The sequence below is a fragment of the Brevundimonas sp. GCM10030266 genome, from assembly GCF_042666595.1.
Classification (GTDB): Bacteria; Pseudomonadota; Alphaproteobacteria; order Caulobacterales; family Caulobacteraceae; genus Brevundimonas.
On record NZ_JBHTCY010000002.1, the window covers coordinates 393,941 to 407,332 of the forward strand.

General features: G+C 69.2%; 15 protein-coding genes. 6 read left to right on the forward strand and 9 right to left on the reverse strand.

The annotated features are described in order from the left end of the window. The first annotated feature begins 15 nt into the window (after positions 1–15). Positions 16–1,413 carry a cytochrome P450 gene (locus ACFQQC_RS08465; RefSeq protein WP_376861573.1) on the forward strand — a complete coding sequence of 466 codons (1,398 nt, stop codon included), beginning with the start codon at positions 16–18 and terminating at the stop codon, positions 1,411–1,413. Here ACFQQC_RS08465 and ACFQQC_RS08470 read toward each other — a convergent pair. The 7 genes from ACFQQC_RS08470 to ACFQQC_RS08500 all read right to left on the reverse strand — a co-directional run bounded on the left by ACFQQC_RS08470 (position 1,346) and on the right by ACFQQC_RS08500 (position 6,068). Continuing rightward, positions 1,346–1,822 (reverse strand): hypothetical protein, encoded by a 477-nt coding sequence (locus ACFQQC_RS08470; protein WP_376861574.1) that lies wholly within the window; start codon positions 1,820–1,822, stop codon positions 1,346–1,348. The genes ACFQQC_RS08465 and ACFQQC_RS08470 overlap by 68 nt on opposite strands. 23 nt (positions 1,823–1,845) lie before the next feature. Continuing rightward, the gene (locus ACFQQC_RS08475) at positions 1,846–2,667 is read right to left on the reverse strand and encodes a YmdB family metallophosphoesterase (protein WP_376861576.1); all 822 of its coding nucleotides are present in this window, start codon (positions 2,665–2,667) and stop codon (positions 1,846–1,848) included. 3 nt (positions 2,668–2,670) lie between these two features. Beyond that, entirely contained in the window at positions 2,671–3,225 is a 555-nt protein-coding gene (locus ACFQQC_RS08480; RefSeq protein ID WP_376861578.1) for a 5-formyltetrahydrofolate cyclo-ligase, read from the reverse strand. A 373-nt stretch (positions 3,226–3,598) separates the two neighbouring features. Beyond that, positions 3,599–4,948 (reverse strand): S41 family peptidase, encoded by a 1,350-nt coding sequence (locus ACFQQC_RS08485; protein ID WP_376861580.1) that lies wholly within the window; start codon positions 4,946–4,948, stop codon positions 3,599–3,601. Next, complete coding sequence (locus ACFQQC_RS08490) at positions 4,945–5,424, reverse strand: MarR family winged helix-turn-helix transcriptional regulator (protein WP_376861582.1); 480 nt, start codon at positions 5,422–5,424, stop codon at positions 4,945–4,947. Before ACFQQC_RS08490 ends, ACFQQC_RS08485 begins: the two co-directional genes overlap by 4 nt. A gap of 69 nt (positions 5,425–5,493) precedes the next feature. Continuing rightward, a complete protein-coding gene (locus tag ACFQQC_RS08495) occupies positions 5,494–5,811 on the reverse strand; it encodes a cell division protein ZapA (protein ID WP_376861584.1) in 318 nt (105 codons plus the stop codon). Next, a complete protein-coding gene (locus ACFQQC_RS08500; protein WP_376861585.1) occupies positions 5,811–6,068 on the reverse strand; it encodes a hypothetical protein in 258 nt (85 codons plus the stop codon). Before ACFQQC_RS08500 ends, ACFQQC_RS08495 begins: the two co-directional genes overlap by 1 nt. Positions 6,069–6,164: 96 nt before the next feature. On the opposite strand from ACFQQC_RS08500, the gene tkt reads away from it, so the two are divergent. From tkt to purT, 5 genes are read left to right on the forward strand one after another with little or no spacing between them, the layout of a single operon-like run. After that, the gene (gene tkt / locus ACFQQC_RS08505) at positions 6,165–8,159 is read left to right on the forward strand and encodes a transketolase (RefSeq protein ID WP_376861587.1); all 1,995 of its coding nucleotides are present in this window, start codon (positions 6,165–6,167) and stop codon (positions 8,157–8,159) included. A 4-nt stretch (positions 8,160–8,163) separates the two neighbouring features. Beyond that, positions 8,164–8,559: a VOC family protein gene (locus ACFQQC_RS08510; RefSeq protein WP_376861589.1), complete on the forward strand. Its 396-nt coding sequence runs from the start codon at positions 8,164–8,166 to the stop codon at positions 8,557–8,559. Then, the gene (locus tag ACFQQC_RS08515; RefSeq protein ID WP_376861591.1) at positions 8,559–9,386 is read left to right on the forward strand and encodes an alpha/beta hydrolase; all 828 of its coding nucleotides are present in this window, start codon (positions 8,559–8,561) and stop codon (positions 9,384–9,386) included. The genes ACFQQC_RS08510 and ACFQQC_RS08515 overlap by 1 nt, the downstream gene beginning before the upstream one ends. A 5-nt stretch (positions 9,387–9,391) precedes the next feature. Further along, complete coding sequence (locus tag ACFQQC_RS08520; protein ID WP_376861593.1) at positions 9,392–9,655, forward strand: hypothetical protein; 264 nt, start codon at positions 9,392–9,394, stop codon at positions 9,653–9,655. Beyond that, on the forward strand, positions 9,652–10,848 hold the full coding sequence (gene purT / locus ACFQQC_RS08525) for a formate-dependent phosphoribosylglycinamide formyltransferase (RefSeq protein WP_376861595.1): 1,197 nt from the start codon (positions 9,652–9,654) through the stop codon (positions 10,846–10,848). Before ACFQQC_RS08520 ends, purT begins: the two co-directional genes overlap by 4 nt. Here the strand turns inward: purT and ACFQQC_RS08530 are convergent. Continuing rightward, on the reverse strand, positions 10,819–12,105 hold the full coding sequence (locus ACFQQC_RS08530) for a S41 family peptidase (RefSeq protein ID WP_376861596.1): 1,287 nt from the start codon (positions 12,103–12,105) through the stop codon (positions 10,819–10,821). The two genes, purT and ACFQQC_RS08530, sit on opposite strands and share 30 nt — an antisense overlap. Before the next feature lie 9 nt (positions 12,106–12,114). Beyond that, positions 12,115–13,377, reverse strand: coding sequence for a S41 family peptidase (locus ACFQQC_RS08535; RefSeq protein WP_376861598.1), 1,263 nt, complete (start codon positions 13,375–13,377; stop codon positions 12,115–12,117). Positions 13,378–13,392 lie beyond the last annotated feature (15 nt).

Consider the following 13,392-nt stretch of genomic DNA (forward strand, 5'->3'; position numbering starts at 1 on the left):
GCGCAGGCTTCCCATATGGCCGACGGTTCTCCCACCTTCCGCCCGCGCATCCCGCCCCGTCGCACGGGGCGGCCGCTGTCGCTGCTGCCCTTCCTGTGGGTCAGCTGGCGCGATCCGCTGCGCATCTGGGCCGAGCGGCATTTCAATGAACCGCAGGTCTATGGCCACAGCGCCTTTGGCGAGATGCTGGTCGTCAGCCATCCGACGGGCGTGCGTCATGTCCTGACCGAGAACGCCGCCAACTATGAGAAGGGCGAACTGCAACGCCGGGTGCTGGGGCCCATGCTGGCCGAGGGGCTGCTGCTGACCGAGGGCGACCAGTGGCGGCGGGCGCGGCGCATCCTGGCGCCCCTGTTCACCCCGGCCCGCACTGTGAAGAGCGCCGCCCGAATGGCCGAGGTGTGTGAGGCGCGTGTGACAGGCTGGTCACTGGCCGCCCGCGCCAGGGTGGTGGATGTCGACAGCGAGATGTCCGGCCTGACCTTCGACATCCTGTCGGCGACCATGTTCTCGGACGAGCTGGGCGGCGAGGCCCGGGGCTTCGAACGGGCGCTGAACCAGTTTCTGGCCAACGGCGCGCGGATCGATCCTCTGGATGTGCTGGGCGCTCCGGACTGGGCGCCAAGGCTGGGGCGACTGGCCAGCCTGCGTTCGGCGCGGTTCTTCGAGCAGCGGGTCACGGCGCTGGTGGCCGCGCGGCGTCACCGGATCGAGGCGGGAGAGACGGCGCCGGACGACCTGCTGACCGCCCTGCTGAACGCGCGGGATGAGGCCGAGGACGGCGCAGGGCTGAGCGACGAGGAAGTCGCCGCCAACATCCTGACCTTCATCCTCGCCGGGCACGAGACCACGGCGAGGGCTCTGGGCTGGGCCCTGCATCTGCTGTCGCGGCAGCCGGATGTGATGGCGCGGCTGCAGGCCGAGGCGGATGTGTTCGACGTGAGCCGGCCGGACTGGACCGCGAGCCTTCCCTGGACCCGGGCGGTGCTGGAGGAGACCATGCGGCTGTTCCCGCCGGCGCCGACCATGGCGCGACGGGCGCTGGGCGACGACGAGATCGGCGGCCAGAAGATCCGCGCGGGCGCGACGGTGATCATCTCGCCCTGGGTGCTGCAACGGCACCGGCTGTTGTGGGAGGAGCCCGACGCCTTCCGGCCCGAACGTTTCCTGCCGGAGAACCGCAAGGATGTAGACCGTTATGCCTATCTGCCGTTCAGCGCCGGACCGCGCGTCTGCATCGGGGCCGCCTTCGCCATGCAGGAGGCGATGATCGCCCTGGCGGTCATCCTGAAGGCGGCGCAGGTCGAGCCTGTGACGCGCGACGAGCCGCGGCCGGTGCACCAGATCACCCTGCGGGCCAGTCGCCCTTTGCTTCTGAGATTGAGGGCGCGGAGCGAGCCCGCCGTTCCCTGACGACAGGCCATGACACCGCCGCCGAGACGCAACCGGCGAAAGCGCCGGCGCCGGCCTTCATGAGCCCAACACTCTCATCGTGCTGCATCAGGCTCTGATAGAATGGCCATCCGGTGAGGCAGAAAGCGCTCACCGCGCCGACTGTTGTGCCTAACGCCAGCCAGAGACGCAGGTCGCCGACGCGGCCGGCGAGGCCGGCCATCACAACGCCGGTCACGGTCGCCGACACAACCGCCGCCGGATAGGCGATGATCAGCGAGAAGACAAAGACGAGCAGGGCCCCTGCCAAGGTCGCGAACACCTCGCCGATCCCCTGACCACCGAAGCGGGAGATGATGTTCCAAATCACTCCGGCGATCACGAGCGAAGCTGAACCTGCGGCGGGGCCGAGCGTGGCGAAGATCGCCACGACGGCAAACCGCTGCCCTGGCTTCATACGACCGGGATCGCCTGGCTGAGACGGCCGCCGACGCGGATCGGCTCGACGCGCGTGGCCAGGCCGGTCTTGTCGTCGGTCTCGACATAGACACCGCAGATGGTCGCCGGGCCGTGCGCCGGGCTGTAGCGGCCGCCGGACAGGCGGGTGGTGAAGCGCCGCAGGGGCTCTTCCTTCTCGTTGCCGATGACCGAGTCATAGTCGCAGCAGCCGCCGGCGTCGGTCTGGTAGGCGGTGCCGCCGGGCAGGATCTGGCTGTCAGCGGTCGGGACATGGGTGTGGGTGCCGACGACCAGCGAGGCGCGACCATCGCAGAAATGGCCCATGGCCATCTTCTCGGAGGTGGCTTCGGCGTGCATGTCGACGATGATGGCGTCGGCGGCCAGCCCCAGCGGACAGGCGGCCAGTTCCTTCTCGACCGCGCTGAAGGGGTCATCCATCGGGTCCATGTGCACGCGGCCCAGCACGTTCATGACCAGAACCGTCCGCCCCGAATGGGTCTCGAACAGATTGGCGCCGGCGCCCGGCGCATCCATCAGGCGCGGATAGTTGAGCGGGCGGATCAGCCGCGGCTCGCGCACGATATAGGTCAGGGCCTCACGCTGGTCCCAGCTGTGATTGCCCAGCGTCAGGCAGTCCGCGCCGGCCATGAACAGTTCCTTGGCCGTGTGCTCGGTGATCCCGAAACCGCCCGCGGCGTTCTCGGCGTTGACCACCACGAAGTCGAGCTTCAGGTCGCGCTTGAGCGCGGGCAGGTGGTCGGACAGACCATCACGACCGGACTTGCCGATCACATCACCGAAGAAGGCGAGACGCATATTTCAAAATACCTTTCGGGCGGCGGTATAGCCGACCTCGGTCAGAACGCCATGCAGACGTATGTCGTGCCCCTCGACCGGCAGGTCCTCGGCCTGCTGTCCGGTATAGGCGAAGCCGATGCGGATGGCGTCCGGGAGGGCGGCGAAGGTCCGATCATAGTAGCCGCCCCCCTGCCCCAGCCGTCCGCCGTGGGCGTCGAAAGCCAGCAGGGGCGTGAGGATGAGTTGCGGGATTACAGCCTCGGCCAAGGACAGGGGCGCGGGCACGCCCGCCTGATCCAGCTCCAGCGGTTCGCCGGGCGCCCAGCGGCGGAAGATCATGGCGGCGTCGGGCTGGATCACCACCGGCAGACAAAGGCTGCGGCCCTGGTCGATCAGGGCGAGGGTCAGGGCGTCGGCGTCGAGTTCCGAACCGATGGCGCGATAGACGGCGACCGGATCGCCGGGCGGGAGGTCGCTGACATGGGACGCGGCGCGTTCGGCGGCCTGCGGGTCGAGGCCGGCCAGCCGCTTGCGGCGGGCGCGCATGTCCGACCGAAGCTGGCTCTTGTCGATCATGAACCGGGCGTACCGTATCCGGCGCCCCTCCACCATCCTTCGCCTGCGGCTTCGGATGGTCCCCCTCCCCCAAGGGGGAGGAATGCGCCCGCGCTCAAGCAGCGAGGCTCCGCGAGCCGAGCGTTAGCGCACAAAAGAGAGAAAGGGTGGCGGCGCCGTGAGAGCCGTGAAGGACGGTTTGAATCCTCTCGAGCCTGGGTAGCCAGGTGGGCTCCGCGTGCCCAACCCCACGAGGTCGGACAGGGGCAGATCCCTTCGAGTGAATTAAGGCCGCGAGGATATGTTGCCTTCGACGTGAGCCACAGCATGACCCGCCGGGGACCAAGATAGTCGTTCCCCGGGGGCGGAACAATGGCGCCGCATCGCAGCGGTTTCAGTCTCGCGGGAAGCGGCTGGGCGCGGGCTCCTCAATGCGGAACACCTCGAGCGCATCCCCGGTCAGGCGGGCGCGCATGCGGTTGTCCGTGCCCTCGACCGAGAACAGGCCGTCGCGGGTCATGGGGCGCAGCGGGAAGTCCTGGGCGCCGCCCAGTCGCCAGACCAGACCACCATTCAGGAACAGGATGGTGCGACCGCCATAGGTTCCGGCCAGAGGCTCCAACTGCTCCGGCGGGATTTCGACCGGGTTGAGCCGGGCCTCGACGCCGGCCAGCGCCCATTCCCAGCCCGCGCGATCGACCGGATCGGCATCCGCCTGTGCCAGCAGCCCCTTGAGCGCCAGGGCGGCGGCGGCGTCGAGCGCGGTCAGGGAATCAACCTCGACATCCGGCGCCACACCGACGCCTTCCCAGTTCGTCCCCGAGACCGGATGCACCGGACGACCATAGGAGACGCTGAGCATGAAGCCCGGCGCGATGGGGACGAAGGTGTTGTTGTTGGCCGCCCCGCCCGTGGTCCCGCCGACCAGGGTTCCCAGCCGGAACTGCTGGACGTCATAGGCGAAGGCCTCGGCGGCCGAGCCGACCTGGCGGCTGATCAGGACATAGAGCGGCTTGCCGATCATCCGTCCCGCCGGAAGGTGGTCGAGGGTGCGCGACTGGACCGGCTCCTCCCCCGTCTCAAGGAAGGTGATGTCGAGGGTATCGGATTTGATGAAATGGCTGAGCAGATAGCGAACCGCCGCATGGCTGCCGCCGCCATTGCCGCGCAGGTCGATGATCACCGCATCCCCGTCGCGCAGGAAGCGCATGGCGTCGTCATAGGCCTGGCCGGTGCGATCATCGACCCAGTGGAACTGGCTGAGGCGCAGGTAGCGGACATTGCCCGGCAGGATGCGCATCTCGGTCAGGCCGTTGTTGCTGCGCCGCGCGGCGGCGGCCCAGATGGCCTGAAGTTCGGGGTTGTCGAAGACCTCGCCGTCGGAGGTGATCGCCGCCGCATACTGGGCCGGGTCGTTGTTCAGATACATGTGCCGGTCATCGCTGGACTCGCGCAGGTCGGCGGTCAGCCGTTCGGCGAAGACGCCCCGGTCGGTCGTGTCATAGCGACCGGAGGCCAGTCCCGCGTTCAGGTGATCCCGGATAGCGGCGACGCGCTCCGGGAAGACGTAGCGGGTCTCGACCGCCGTGATGATCGCGGCGACGGCGGCGCTGCGCTCGGCGGCGGTCATCGGCGCCGTGGCGGCCCGGGCCACGGCGACGGGGGCGGCGCGCTGGGCGAAGGACGGGGTCGCGACCGCCAAGGCGACGGCGCAGACGGACAGGGCAAGGCCAAGGCGGATCATCGGTTGTCTCCGGAAAGGGTGGCGGCGGCAGCGAGGCGATCGCGGAAGGACGTCTGCTCGAGCGCCTCGAGCGCGCGGCTGAGCACGTCAGCGAGCGGCTGGCCGATGTCCGCGTCGAGGACGTCAGAGGCTGCGGCCGTGGCCGCCCAGCAGCGCTGAAGCGTCGGCAGCCGGGCGTGGGCGAAATCCGTCAGGGCCACGATCCGCTCACGGGCGTCCTTGCCCGCTTCGAGCGAGACCCAGTTCCGCGCCGCCATCTGGCTGACCGTCTGGCTGACGGCGGAATGGGTGACGCCGGTGCGGGCCGAGAGGGTGCGGATGCTGGCTGGCCCGTCGTTCAGCAGGGCTCGCAGGATCGGGGTGAAGCGGGGCCGGTAGTCGAGACCGGCGTCGACGTAGGACTGCTCCACGGCGCCGTCGAGATGATCAATAAGCCGGCGAAGAAGGACGCCGTGCGTGCGCTGCGAGTAGGTCATGCCCCGAAATGTATAAGCGCTGTTACATCCCTTCAAATGACAAAGGCGAAAGGTTTCGTGGACCAAGGATCAGAGTCCTTGGGCGATCTTCTCGAGACGGGCGGCGACGGCGTTGAGGGCTTCCGCCACGCCGTCCGTGGAGGGCGCCGCCGGCGCTTCCGGCGCGGCGGCCGTCCCGCCGTTGGTGCGGGCCTCGTGCAGTTCGTCGGCCAGAAGCAGGCCGGCCATCAGGAACAGGCGCAGGTCGCCGACGTGACCCACCTCGCCCGCCACCTGACGGACGTGGCCGTCGAACTGGCCGGCCAGGGCGCGCACACGCTCTTCCTGCCCATCGGCGCAGCCGACGGCGTAGGGGCGACCGTTGATCTCGACCGTCACCGTGGCCATCAGCGCCCCTCCTGCTCGGCGAGGGTGTCGCGAATCGCCTCCGCGGCGCGGGACAGGGCCTCCGCGGCGTCGCGACCGGCGGCTTCCAGCTCATGGATGCGGGCGCGATCGGTCTCGCTGGACGGCTGGGGCGCGAACAGGTCGTCGTCCGGCACGCGGCTGTTGCTCGCGGCGCGGCTCTTCAGGTCGAGCAGGCGACGTTCCAGCAGGGCCAACGCCCTGTCGACACGATCCTTTGCGGCCGTTGCAGCATCCATCCGGTCAGAACCTCCAGAATCCGTATAGAACCCGCGCGCGCGTCGGGGTAAAGCGGCGCGCCTCGCTTTTTCCGCCTCCGACGAAAGGTCTCCACAGTGACCGACGCCAAAGCCGTATCCGCCAAAGCCACCCCGAAGCAGATGGCGGACGCGATCCGCGTACTGGCCATGGATGGCGTAGAAAAGGCGAAGAGCGGCCACCCCGGCATGCCGATGGGCATGGCGGACGTGGCCACGGTCCTGTTCTCCAAATTCCTGAAGTTCGACGCGAGCCGCCCCGATTGGGCCGACCGTGACCGCTTCATCCTGTCGGCGGGCCACGGCTCGATGCTGATCTACGCGCTGCTGCACCTGACCGGCTACAAGGCCGCGACCAAGGAAGAGCTGTCGAACTTCCGTCAGTGGGGATCGAAGACGGCGGGCCACCCCGAGTACGGCCACATGCCGGGCGTTGAAGTGACCACCGGCCCGCTGGGTCAGGGCCTGGCCACCTCGGTCGGCTTCGCGCTGGCGGAGCGTCACCTGGCGGCGAAGTACGGCGCTGATCTTGTGGATCACCGGACCTGGGTCGTTGCGGGTGACGGCTGCCTGATGGAAGGCGTGTCGCAGGAGGCCATCGCGCTGGCGGGCCGTCTGCAACTGAACAAGCTGACCGTCCTGTGGGACGACAACGACATCACCATCGACGGCAAGGTCTCGCTGTCGGACGTCACCGACCAGAAGGCGCGCTTCAAGGCCGCCGGCTGGGCCGTGAAGGCGGTCGACGGTCACGACATGAAGGCCGTGAAGTCGGCCCTCGCCTGGGCGACCAAGCAGGACAAGCCGACGCTGATCGCCTGCAAGACCAAGATCGGCAAGGGCGCCGCCACCATGGAAGGCAGCCACAAGACCCACGGCGCGGCGCTGGGCGCGGCCGAGATCGCGGCGACCCGTCTGGGTCTGGCCTGGGATCACGAGCCGTTCGAGATGCCGGAGAACGTGTTGTCGGCCTGGCGCAAGGTCGGCCGCAAGGGCGCCAAGGACCGCAAGGCGTGGGAAGCCCGCCTGAAGGATTCGGCGCAGGCCGCAGACTTCACCCGCGCGATGAAGGGCGAGCTGCCGGACGGCGCCTTCGCCAAGCTGGACGCCAAGATCGCCGAACTGGTCGAGACCAAGCCGGCCCAGGCCACCCGCCAGTCCTCGGGCGCCGCGCTGGACGAACTGTTCGCCGCCGTGCCGGAACTGATCGGCGGCTCGGCCGACCTGACCGGTTCGAACAACACCTTCGTCAAGGACACCCCGATCCTCGACGCCCCGACCTATGAAGGCCGCTACATCAACTACGGCATCCGCGAGTTCGGCATGGCCGCCGCGATGAACGGTCTGGCGCTGCACGGCGGGGTGATCCCGTACGGCGGCACCTTCATGGTCTTCTCGGACTACAGCCGCCCGGCGATCCGTCTCGGCGCCCTGATGGGCGTGCGGGCTGTGCACGTGCTGACCCACGACTCCATCGGTCTGGGCGAGGACGGCCCGACCCACCAGCCGGTCGAGCATCTGGCCGCCCTGCGCGCCATTCCGAACCTGCTGGTCTTCCGCCCGGCCGACACCGTCGAGGCGATGGAGGCCTGGAAGGTCGCGCTGCAGACGAAGACCGCCCCGTCGGCCCTGTGCCTGTCGCGCCAGAAGACCGCCGCCGTCCGCACCGTCGCGGCGTCGGAGAACCTGACGGCCAAGGGCGCCTATGAGCTGCGCGCCGCCAAGGGCGAGGCCAAGGCCACCCTGTTCGCAACCGGCACCGAGGTTCCGCTGGCGCTGGAAGCGGCTGACCGTCTGGAGGCCAACAACATCCCGACCCGCGTGGTCTCGGTCCCCTGCTTCGAGCTCTTCTTCCAGCAGCCCAAGGCCTATCAGGACAGCGTCATCGGCCGCGGCACCGTGCGTGTCGCCGTCGAGGCCGCGATCCAGCAGGGCTGGGAGCGTTTCATCGGCGAGGACGGCGGCTTCGTCGGCATGACCGGCTTCGGCGCCTCGGCCCCGGCGGAAGTGCTGTACGAGAAGTTCGGCATCACCACCGAGGCTGTGGTGGACGCGGTCAAGGCGCGGCTCTGATCCGATGAGCCGCCTCGGCGCCGTCAGCCTGCTGGTCCGTGACTATGACGAGGCCATCGCCTTCTATGTCGGAAAGCTGGGTTTCGGCCTGAACACCAACACCGATATGGGCGGCGGCAAGCGGTGGGTGACGGTGACGCCGAAGGGCGGGGACACCGCCCTGCTGCTGGCCAAGGCGACGACGCCGGAGCAGGTCGCCCGCATCGGCGATCAGGCCGGCGGACGGGTCTGGCTGTTCCTCGAGACCGACGACTTCGCGCGGGATCATGCGGCGTGGACAGCGGCGGGGGTGACCTTCCGCGAAGCGCCAAGGCATGAACCCTATGGCGTGGTGGCGGTGTTCGAGGACCTGTATGGCAATGCCTGGGATCTGATCCAGCCTGCCGGAGAGACCGCCTGATGTTGCGTATCGTCGCCGCTGTCGCCGCCTTGGCCTTCGCTGTTCCGGCAGCGGCGCAGACCGTCGAGCCAACACCCATTGTGATCGGCCAGTCGTACGCCCTGCCCTCCGCGACATACGGAGCGACGCGGGAGATCAATGTCTGGCTGCCGCCCGGCTATGCGGAGTCGGACCAGACCTATCCGGTGCTGTACCTGCTGGACGGCGGACAGGCGCAGGACTTCCATCACATCTCGGGCCTCGCCCAGCTGGGGACCATCGTCGGCACGACGCGCGATGTGATCGTGGTCGGCGTCGCCTCGGTGGACCGCCGCAATGAGCTGGCCCTGCCAACCGAGGATGCGGAACTGATCGCCCGCTATCCGACGCAGGGGCAGTCGATCCGCTTCCGCCAGTTCCTGAACGACGAGGTCCTGCCCTTCGTGGAGGCGCGCTATCGCACCAATGGCGAGACGGCCCTGATGGGCGAGTCGCTGGCGGGGCTGTTCGTGGTGGAGACCTTCCTGAAAGAGCCGCAGATGTTCGACGCCTATGTCGCCGTCAGCCCAAGCCTGTGGTGGGACGGCGGACAGCTGGCGCGGCAGGCGGGGGCGCACCTGCGCGATCACTCCAATGACCCGCGCACCCTGATCCTGACCCTCGGCGACGAGGGCGGGGAGATGCAGGCGGCGATGGATGTGCTGGTCGGCAATCTGCGCGACTTCGCCATGCCGGGCGTGAGCTGGACCTATGAGCCGCGCCCGACCGAGAGCCACGCCACCATCTATCACGGCGCCGCGCTGGACGCCTTCCGGCGGCTGTACGCCCTGCCGCCTTCGCAGGACTGAGCGCCGTGGACTTCGAGCTCAGCCGCGAGCAGCGCATATGGTTGAAGATGACCGAGGTCGCGCTGCTTGAAATCCGGGCGCTGGAGGATGCGAATCTTCCCCGTGCTCGCGACTTGGCCAACATATTCCACGGCGTCCCGAATGCGCTGTTTCTCGCGCCGGATGCGTGGGAAGCTCACAAAAAGGCTCTATTTGGCAGGGCGAAAGCGGCCGGGCTCGAGGACTTTATTCGTCGCAATCTCGAGCATTTCACAAGGACGGTAGAATGAAACTCGGCACCCCGCTTTCCGACTCCGCCATTCGCGTGATGCTTCTGGGCTCGGGCGAGCTCGGCAAGGAGGTCGCGATCGAACTGCAGCGGCTGGGCGCCGAGGTGATCGCGGTGGACCGCTATCCGAACGCGCCGGCCATGCAGGTGGCGCACCGCAGCCACGTCATTCCGATGACCGACCCGCAGGTGCTGAACGGCGTGATCATGGCCGAGGCCCCGCACATCATCGTGCCGGAGATCGAGGCCATCGCCACGGATGTGCTGGCGCGGATCGAGGAGGCCGGGATGGCGACTGTGATCCCGACCGCCCGCGCGACCGTCCTGACCATGAACCGCGAGGGCATCCGCCGTCTGGCCGCCGAGGAACTGGGCCTGCCGACCAGCCCCTACGCCTTCGCCACCTCGGCCGAGGAATTGGCCGCCGCCGCGCACGAGATCGGCCTGCCGGTCTTCGTGAAGCCGGTGATGTCGTCCTCGGGCAAGGGCCAGTCGATGATCGAGGCCATCGAGGACTCCGCCAACGCCTGGGCCTACGCCCAGTCCGGCGGACGCGTCGAGACGGCGACGGTGATCGTCGAGGGCCGGATCGACTTTGATTTCGAGATCACCCTGCTGACCGTGCGCTCCAAGGCGGCGGACGGCTCGATCCGCACCGACTTCTGCGCCCCCATCGGCCACCGGCAGGTGAAGGGCGACTATGTCGAGAGCTGGCAGCCGCAGGCGATGACGGCGGCGGCGCTGGCCTCGGCGCAGGACATCGCCGGCAAGGTCACGGCGGCGCTGGGCGGTCTGGGCGTGTTCGGCGTCGAGCTGTTCGTGAAGGGCGATCAGGTCTGGTTCTCGGAAGTCAGCCCGCGCCCGCACGACACCGGACTGGTGACCCTGGCGACCCAGACGATGAGCGAGTTCGCCCTGCACGCCCGGGCCATCCTGGGCCTGCCGGTGGATGTCAGCCAACGCGAGCCGGGCGCCAGCGCGGTCATCTATGGGGGGATCGAAGCTGCCGGCATCGCCTTCGAGGGCGTGGCCGAGGCCCTGTCTGTGCCGACCGCTGACCTGCGCCTGTTCGGCAAGCCCGAAAGCTTCGAGCGCCGCCGCATGGGCGTGGCCCTGGCGCGGGGCGCGGACACTGATCAGGCCCGCGAACGCGCCCGCGAGGCGTCAGGAAAGGTCCGTCCCGTCGCCGGCTGAGGCTTCGATCGCCCGCGCGTCCGCGAGCGCGGCGGCGCGTTCCTGAACCACCTCCAGCGCCCGCTCCAGCTGGGGATCACGCCCGTTGCGCACGGCCAGCCAGTCGTCATCCACGGGAATGTCCGGCGTGACGCCGACCTTCTCCAGCGAGCGGCGGGCCGGGGTGGTCATCACGATCATGCCCACCCGCAGCAGGCCGCCGTCCGGCAGGTTGATGGCGCGCGTGCCGGTCACCGCCCCGCGCGTCGTCCCGCCGACCACGACCACCCTGCCCTTTTCCTGCAGCACGCCCGCCACCAGTTCCGCGGCGCTGGCAGAGCCGGGTCCGGTCACGATCGCGACGGGGCCGAGATAGGGCCGGGGCGCGGAATCGACGTGGAGCCGCTTGTCGATGAAGCGGCCTTCCAGAATGGTGAAGTCCTGCCGGTCATCGAAGAACCAGGACGCCGTCAGGCCTGACAGGTCCAGCCGCCCGCCGCCGTTGGTGCGCAGGTCGAGGATCAGACCGGGCGGCGGCGCCTCGGCCAGTCGCTCCATCTCGGCGACAAACGCATCATAGCGGGTCTTGTCGAAGTCATCGAAGCGGATGTAGGCGACGCCGCCGTCCAGTGTCCGGGTTTCGAAGCGCGGGCGTGGCTCGATCAGGACGGCGGTCATGTCGAGGGTGCGCCGTTCGCCGGCCTCGTCCACGAAGACGATCCGGTCCGTACGGCCGACCACGGGGGCCGGAGCCACTATCACCGGGAAGCCGTTGACCGTTTCGACCTTCCAGCCCGGCAGTATGCCGGCCTCCGCGGCCGGGGTGCCGGGGCGAACGAGGGAAACGAAGCGGTCATCCCCGCGCGCCGTGAGCATGAAACCGAAGCCGGCGCGGGACCGGCCCTGTTCGCGGGCGCGGACCATCTCGCGCTCGACAGGACTGAGGACGTGGGTGTGATCGTCGTCCAGCAGGTCGAGCAGTTCGGTCAGACGGGCGTAGAACTGATCCGCGTCCGGCGAAGCCACAGCCTCGGGCCGGCGCTCCGCCGCCTGCTCGGCGAAGGGCACTCCGCCCAGGTCCCGCTTGTAGAACAGACGCTCGGTGTAGCGGACGGCGGCGTCCCAGACCTCGCCATTCAGCGCGGCCCGCTCGGGTGATCCGTCCGCCACCTGCACCGGTGTCGGCAGTTCGTCGTCAGCGGCGTAGGGAATGGAGGCGCAGGCCGCCAGCGACAGGGCGAGAGCGACAACGAGGGGACGGACGCTGAACCTGAACATGCCCGGATGCTAGAGCGACCGGTCGGGGCCCGCCAAGACCGTTTCACGCGACAGGCTCCGGATCGCGGTGTCCAGCGCCGGATCCCGGCCCTCGCGCCGGTCCTCGCGGGAGAGCGAGGCCTCGACGTCCGGGGTCACGCCCCGCTTTTCCAGACGCACGCCGCCGGAGGTGACGAAGTCGGAGCGGCTGAGGGTCAGGCGACCGCCGTCGGGCAAGCGGGTGTCCTGCGAGATCAGGACGGCGCCGGCGGTGCGTTCGCCGATAACGACGGCGCGGCGGGCCTCCTGCAGCGCGGCGGGCGTCAGTTCGGCGGCGCTGCGGCTGTCGCTGTCGACCAGAACGGCGACCTCATTGGGCACGGGCTGGTCCAGATCGCCACAGCCGCCGCCGGTGCTGAGATCGACCTGACGTCCCGAGCGCAGGGTGCGCGTGGCCCAGACCTGATCGCGCGGCAGGAAACAGCTGAGCACGGCGTCGGCCTCCATCAGCCGCCCGCCGGGATTGCCGCGCAGGTCGAGAACGACGCCTGTTTCGGGGGGCAGGTTCGCCAGCTCAGCGCCCATCCAGCGGCCCAGCCCGGCATCGAATCCATCGACGCGCAGGACCACCACGCCGGGGCGCGAGCGATCGGCCACGAAGGCCGGCTGCGGCTCCAGGATCGCGGGGGTCACGGACAGGACGTGCCGGTCTTCGGCGTCGTCCACGAAGGTCAGGTTCAGCGTCCGCCCCGCGATCACGTCCTGCTCGGGGCTCCAGCCGCCCTGGGCGATGTCCAGCCGCCAGCCTTCCGCAACCCCGGCCGCTTCGGCGGGCGATCCGCGCCGGACGCTTTCGATGCGATAGTCTCCGGGGTGCTCCGGGTCCGGTCGAAGGGTCACGCCGATGGCCGCGCGCCGGGTGCGCTGGGCGTCCTGGCGACGGGCGACCGCCGGAGACGCGGCGCCCGCATGATCATCGTCCAGCAGATTGAGCATCTGGTCCAGAACCAGATAGAGCGCCCTGTCATCGGGCGCGGCGAGGGCCTGCGGACGGTAGGTGCGGCGCGCGGCGTTCCAGTCGATCCCGTGCAGAAGCGGATCGTAATACTGGGTGCGGACCTCGCTCCAGACGCTGTCGAAAACCCTCTGGTTCATGCGCGCCCGTTCCCGGGACGGCTGCGCCGCCGCCGACGGCGCCTCGTCCGCCGCGGTCACGACCGCCGGCGCCGCGACGAACGCAAGGCTCATCGCGGCGGGCACGGCCAGTCGCATGACAAGACGGCGGAAGATCATCCGCCCACGTTAGGG

Bases quoted from the DNA above. Each gene is read 5' to 3' on its own strand.
- ACFQQC_RS08535 (WP_376861598.1), bottom strand. From the start codon at position 13,377: ATGATCTTCCGCCGTCTTGTCATGCGACTGGCCGTGCCCGCCGCGATG.
- ACFQQC_RS08490 (WP_376861582.1), bottom strand. From the start codon at position 5,424: ATGACCTACTCGCAGCGCACGCACGGCGTCCTTCTTCGCCGGCTTATT.
- ACFQQC_RS08510 (WP_376861589.1), top strand. From the start codon at position 8,164: ATGAGCCGCCTCGGCGCCGTCAGCCTGCTGGTCCGTGACTATGACGAG.
- ACFQQC_RS08485 (WP_376861580.1), bottom strand. From the start codon at position 4,948: ATGATCCGCCTTGGCCTTGCCCTGTCCGTCTGCGCCGTCGCCTTGGCG.
- purT (WP_376861595.1), top strand. From the start codon at position 9,652: ATGAAACTCGGCACCCCGCTTTCCGACTCCGCCATTCGCGTGATGCTT.
- ACFQQC_RS08500 (WP_376861585.1), bottom strand. From the start codon at position 6,068: ATGGATGCTGCAACGGCCGCAAAGGATCGTGTCGACAGGGCGTTGGCC.
- ACFQQC_RS08475 (WP_376861576.1), bottom strand. From the start codon at position 2,667: ATGCGTCTCGCCTTCTTCGGTGATGTGATCGGCAAGTCCGGTCGTGAT.
- ACFQQC_RS08495 (WP_376861584.1), bottom strand. From the start codon at position 5,811: ATGGCCACGGTGACGGTCGAGATCAACGGTCGCCCCTACGCCGTCGGC.
- ACFQQC_RS08480 (WP_376861578.1), bottom strand. From the start codon at position 3,225: ATGATCGACAAGAGCCAGCTTCGGTCGGACATGCGCGCCCGCCGCAAG.
- ACFQQC_RS08530 (WP_376861596.1), bottom strand. From the start codon at position 12,105: ATGTTCAGGTTCAGCGTCCGTCCCCTCGTTGTCGCTCTCGCCCTGTCG.
- ACFQQC_RS08515 (WP_376861591.1), top strand. From the start codon at position 8,559: ATGTTGCGTATCGTCGCCGCTGTCGCCGCCTTGGCCTTCGCTGTTCCG.
- ACFQQC_RS08465 (WP_376861573.1), top strand. From the start codon at position 16: ATGGCCGACGGTTCTCCCACCTTCCGCCCGCGCATCCCGCCCCGTCGC.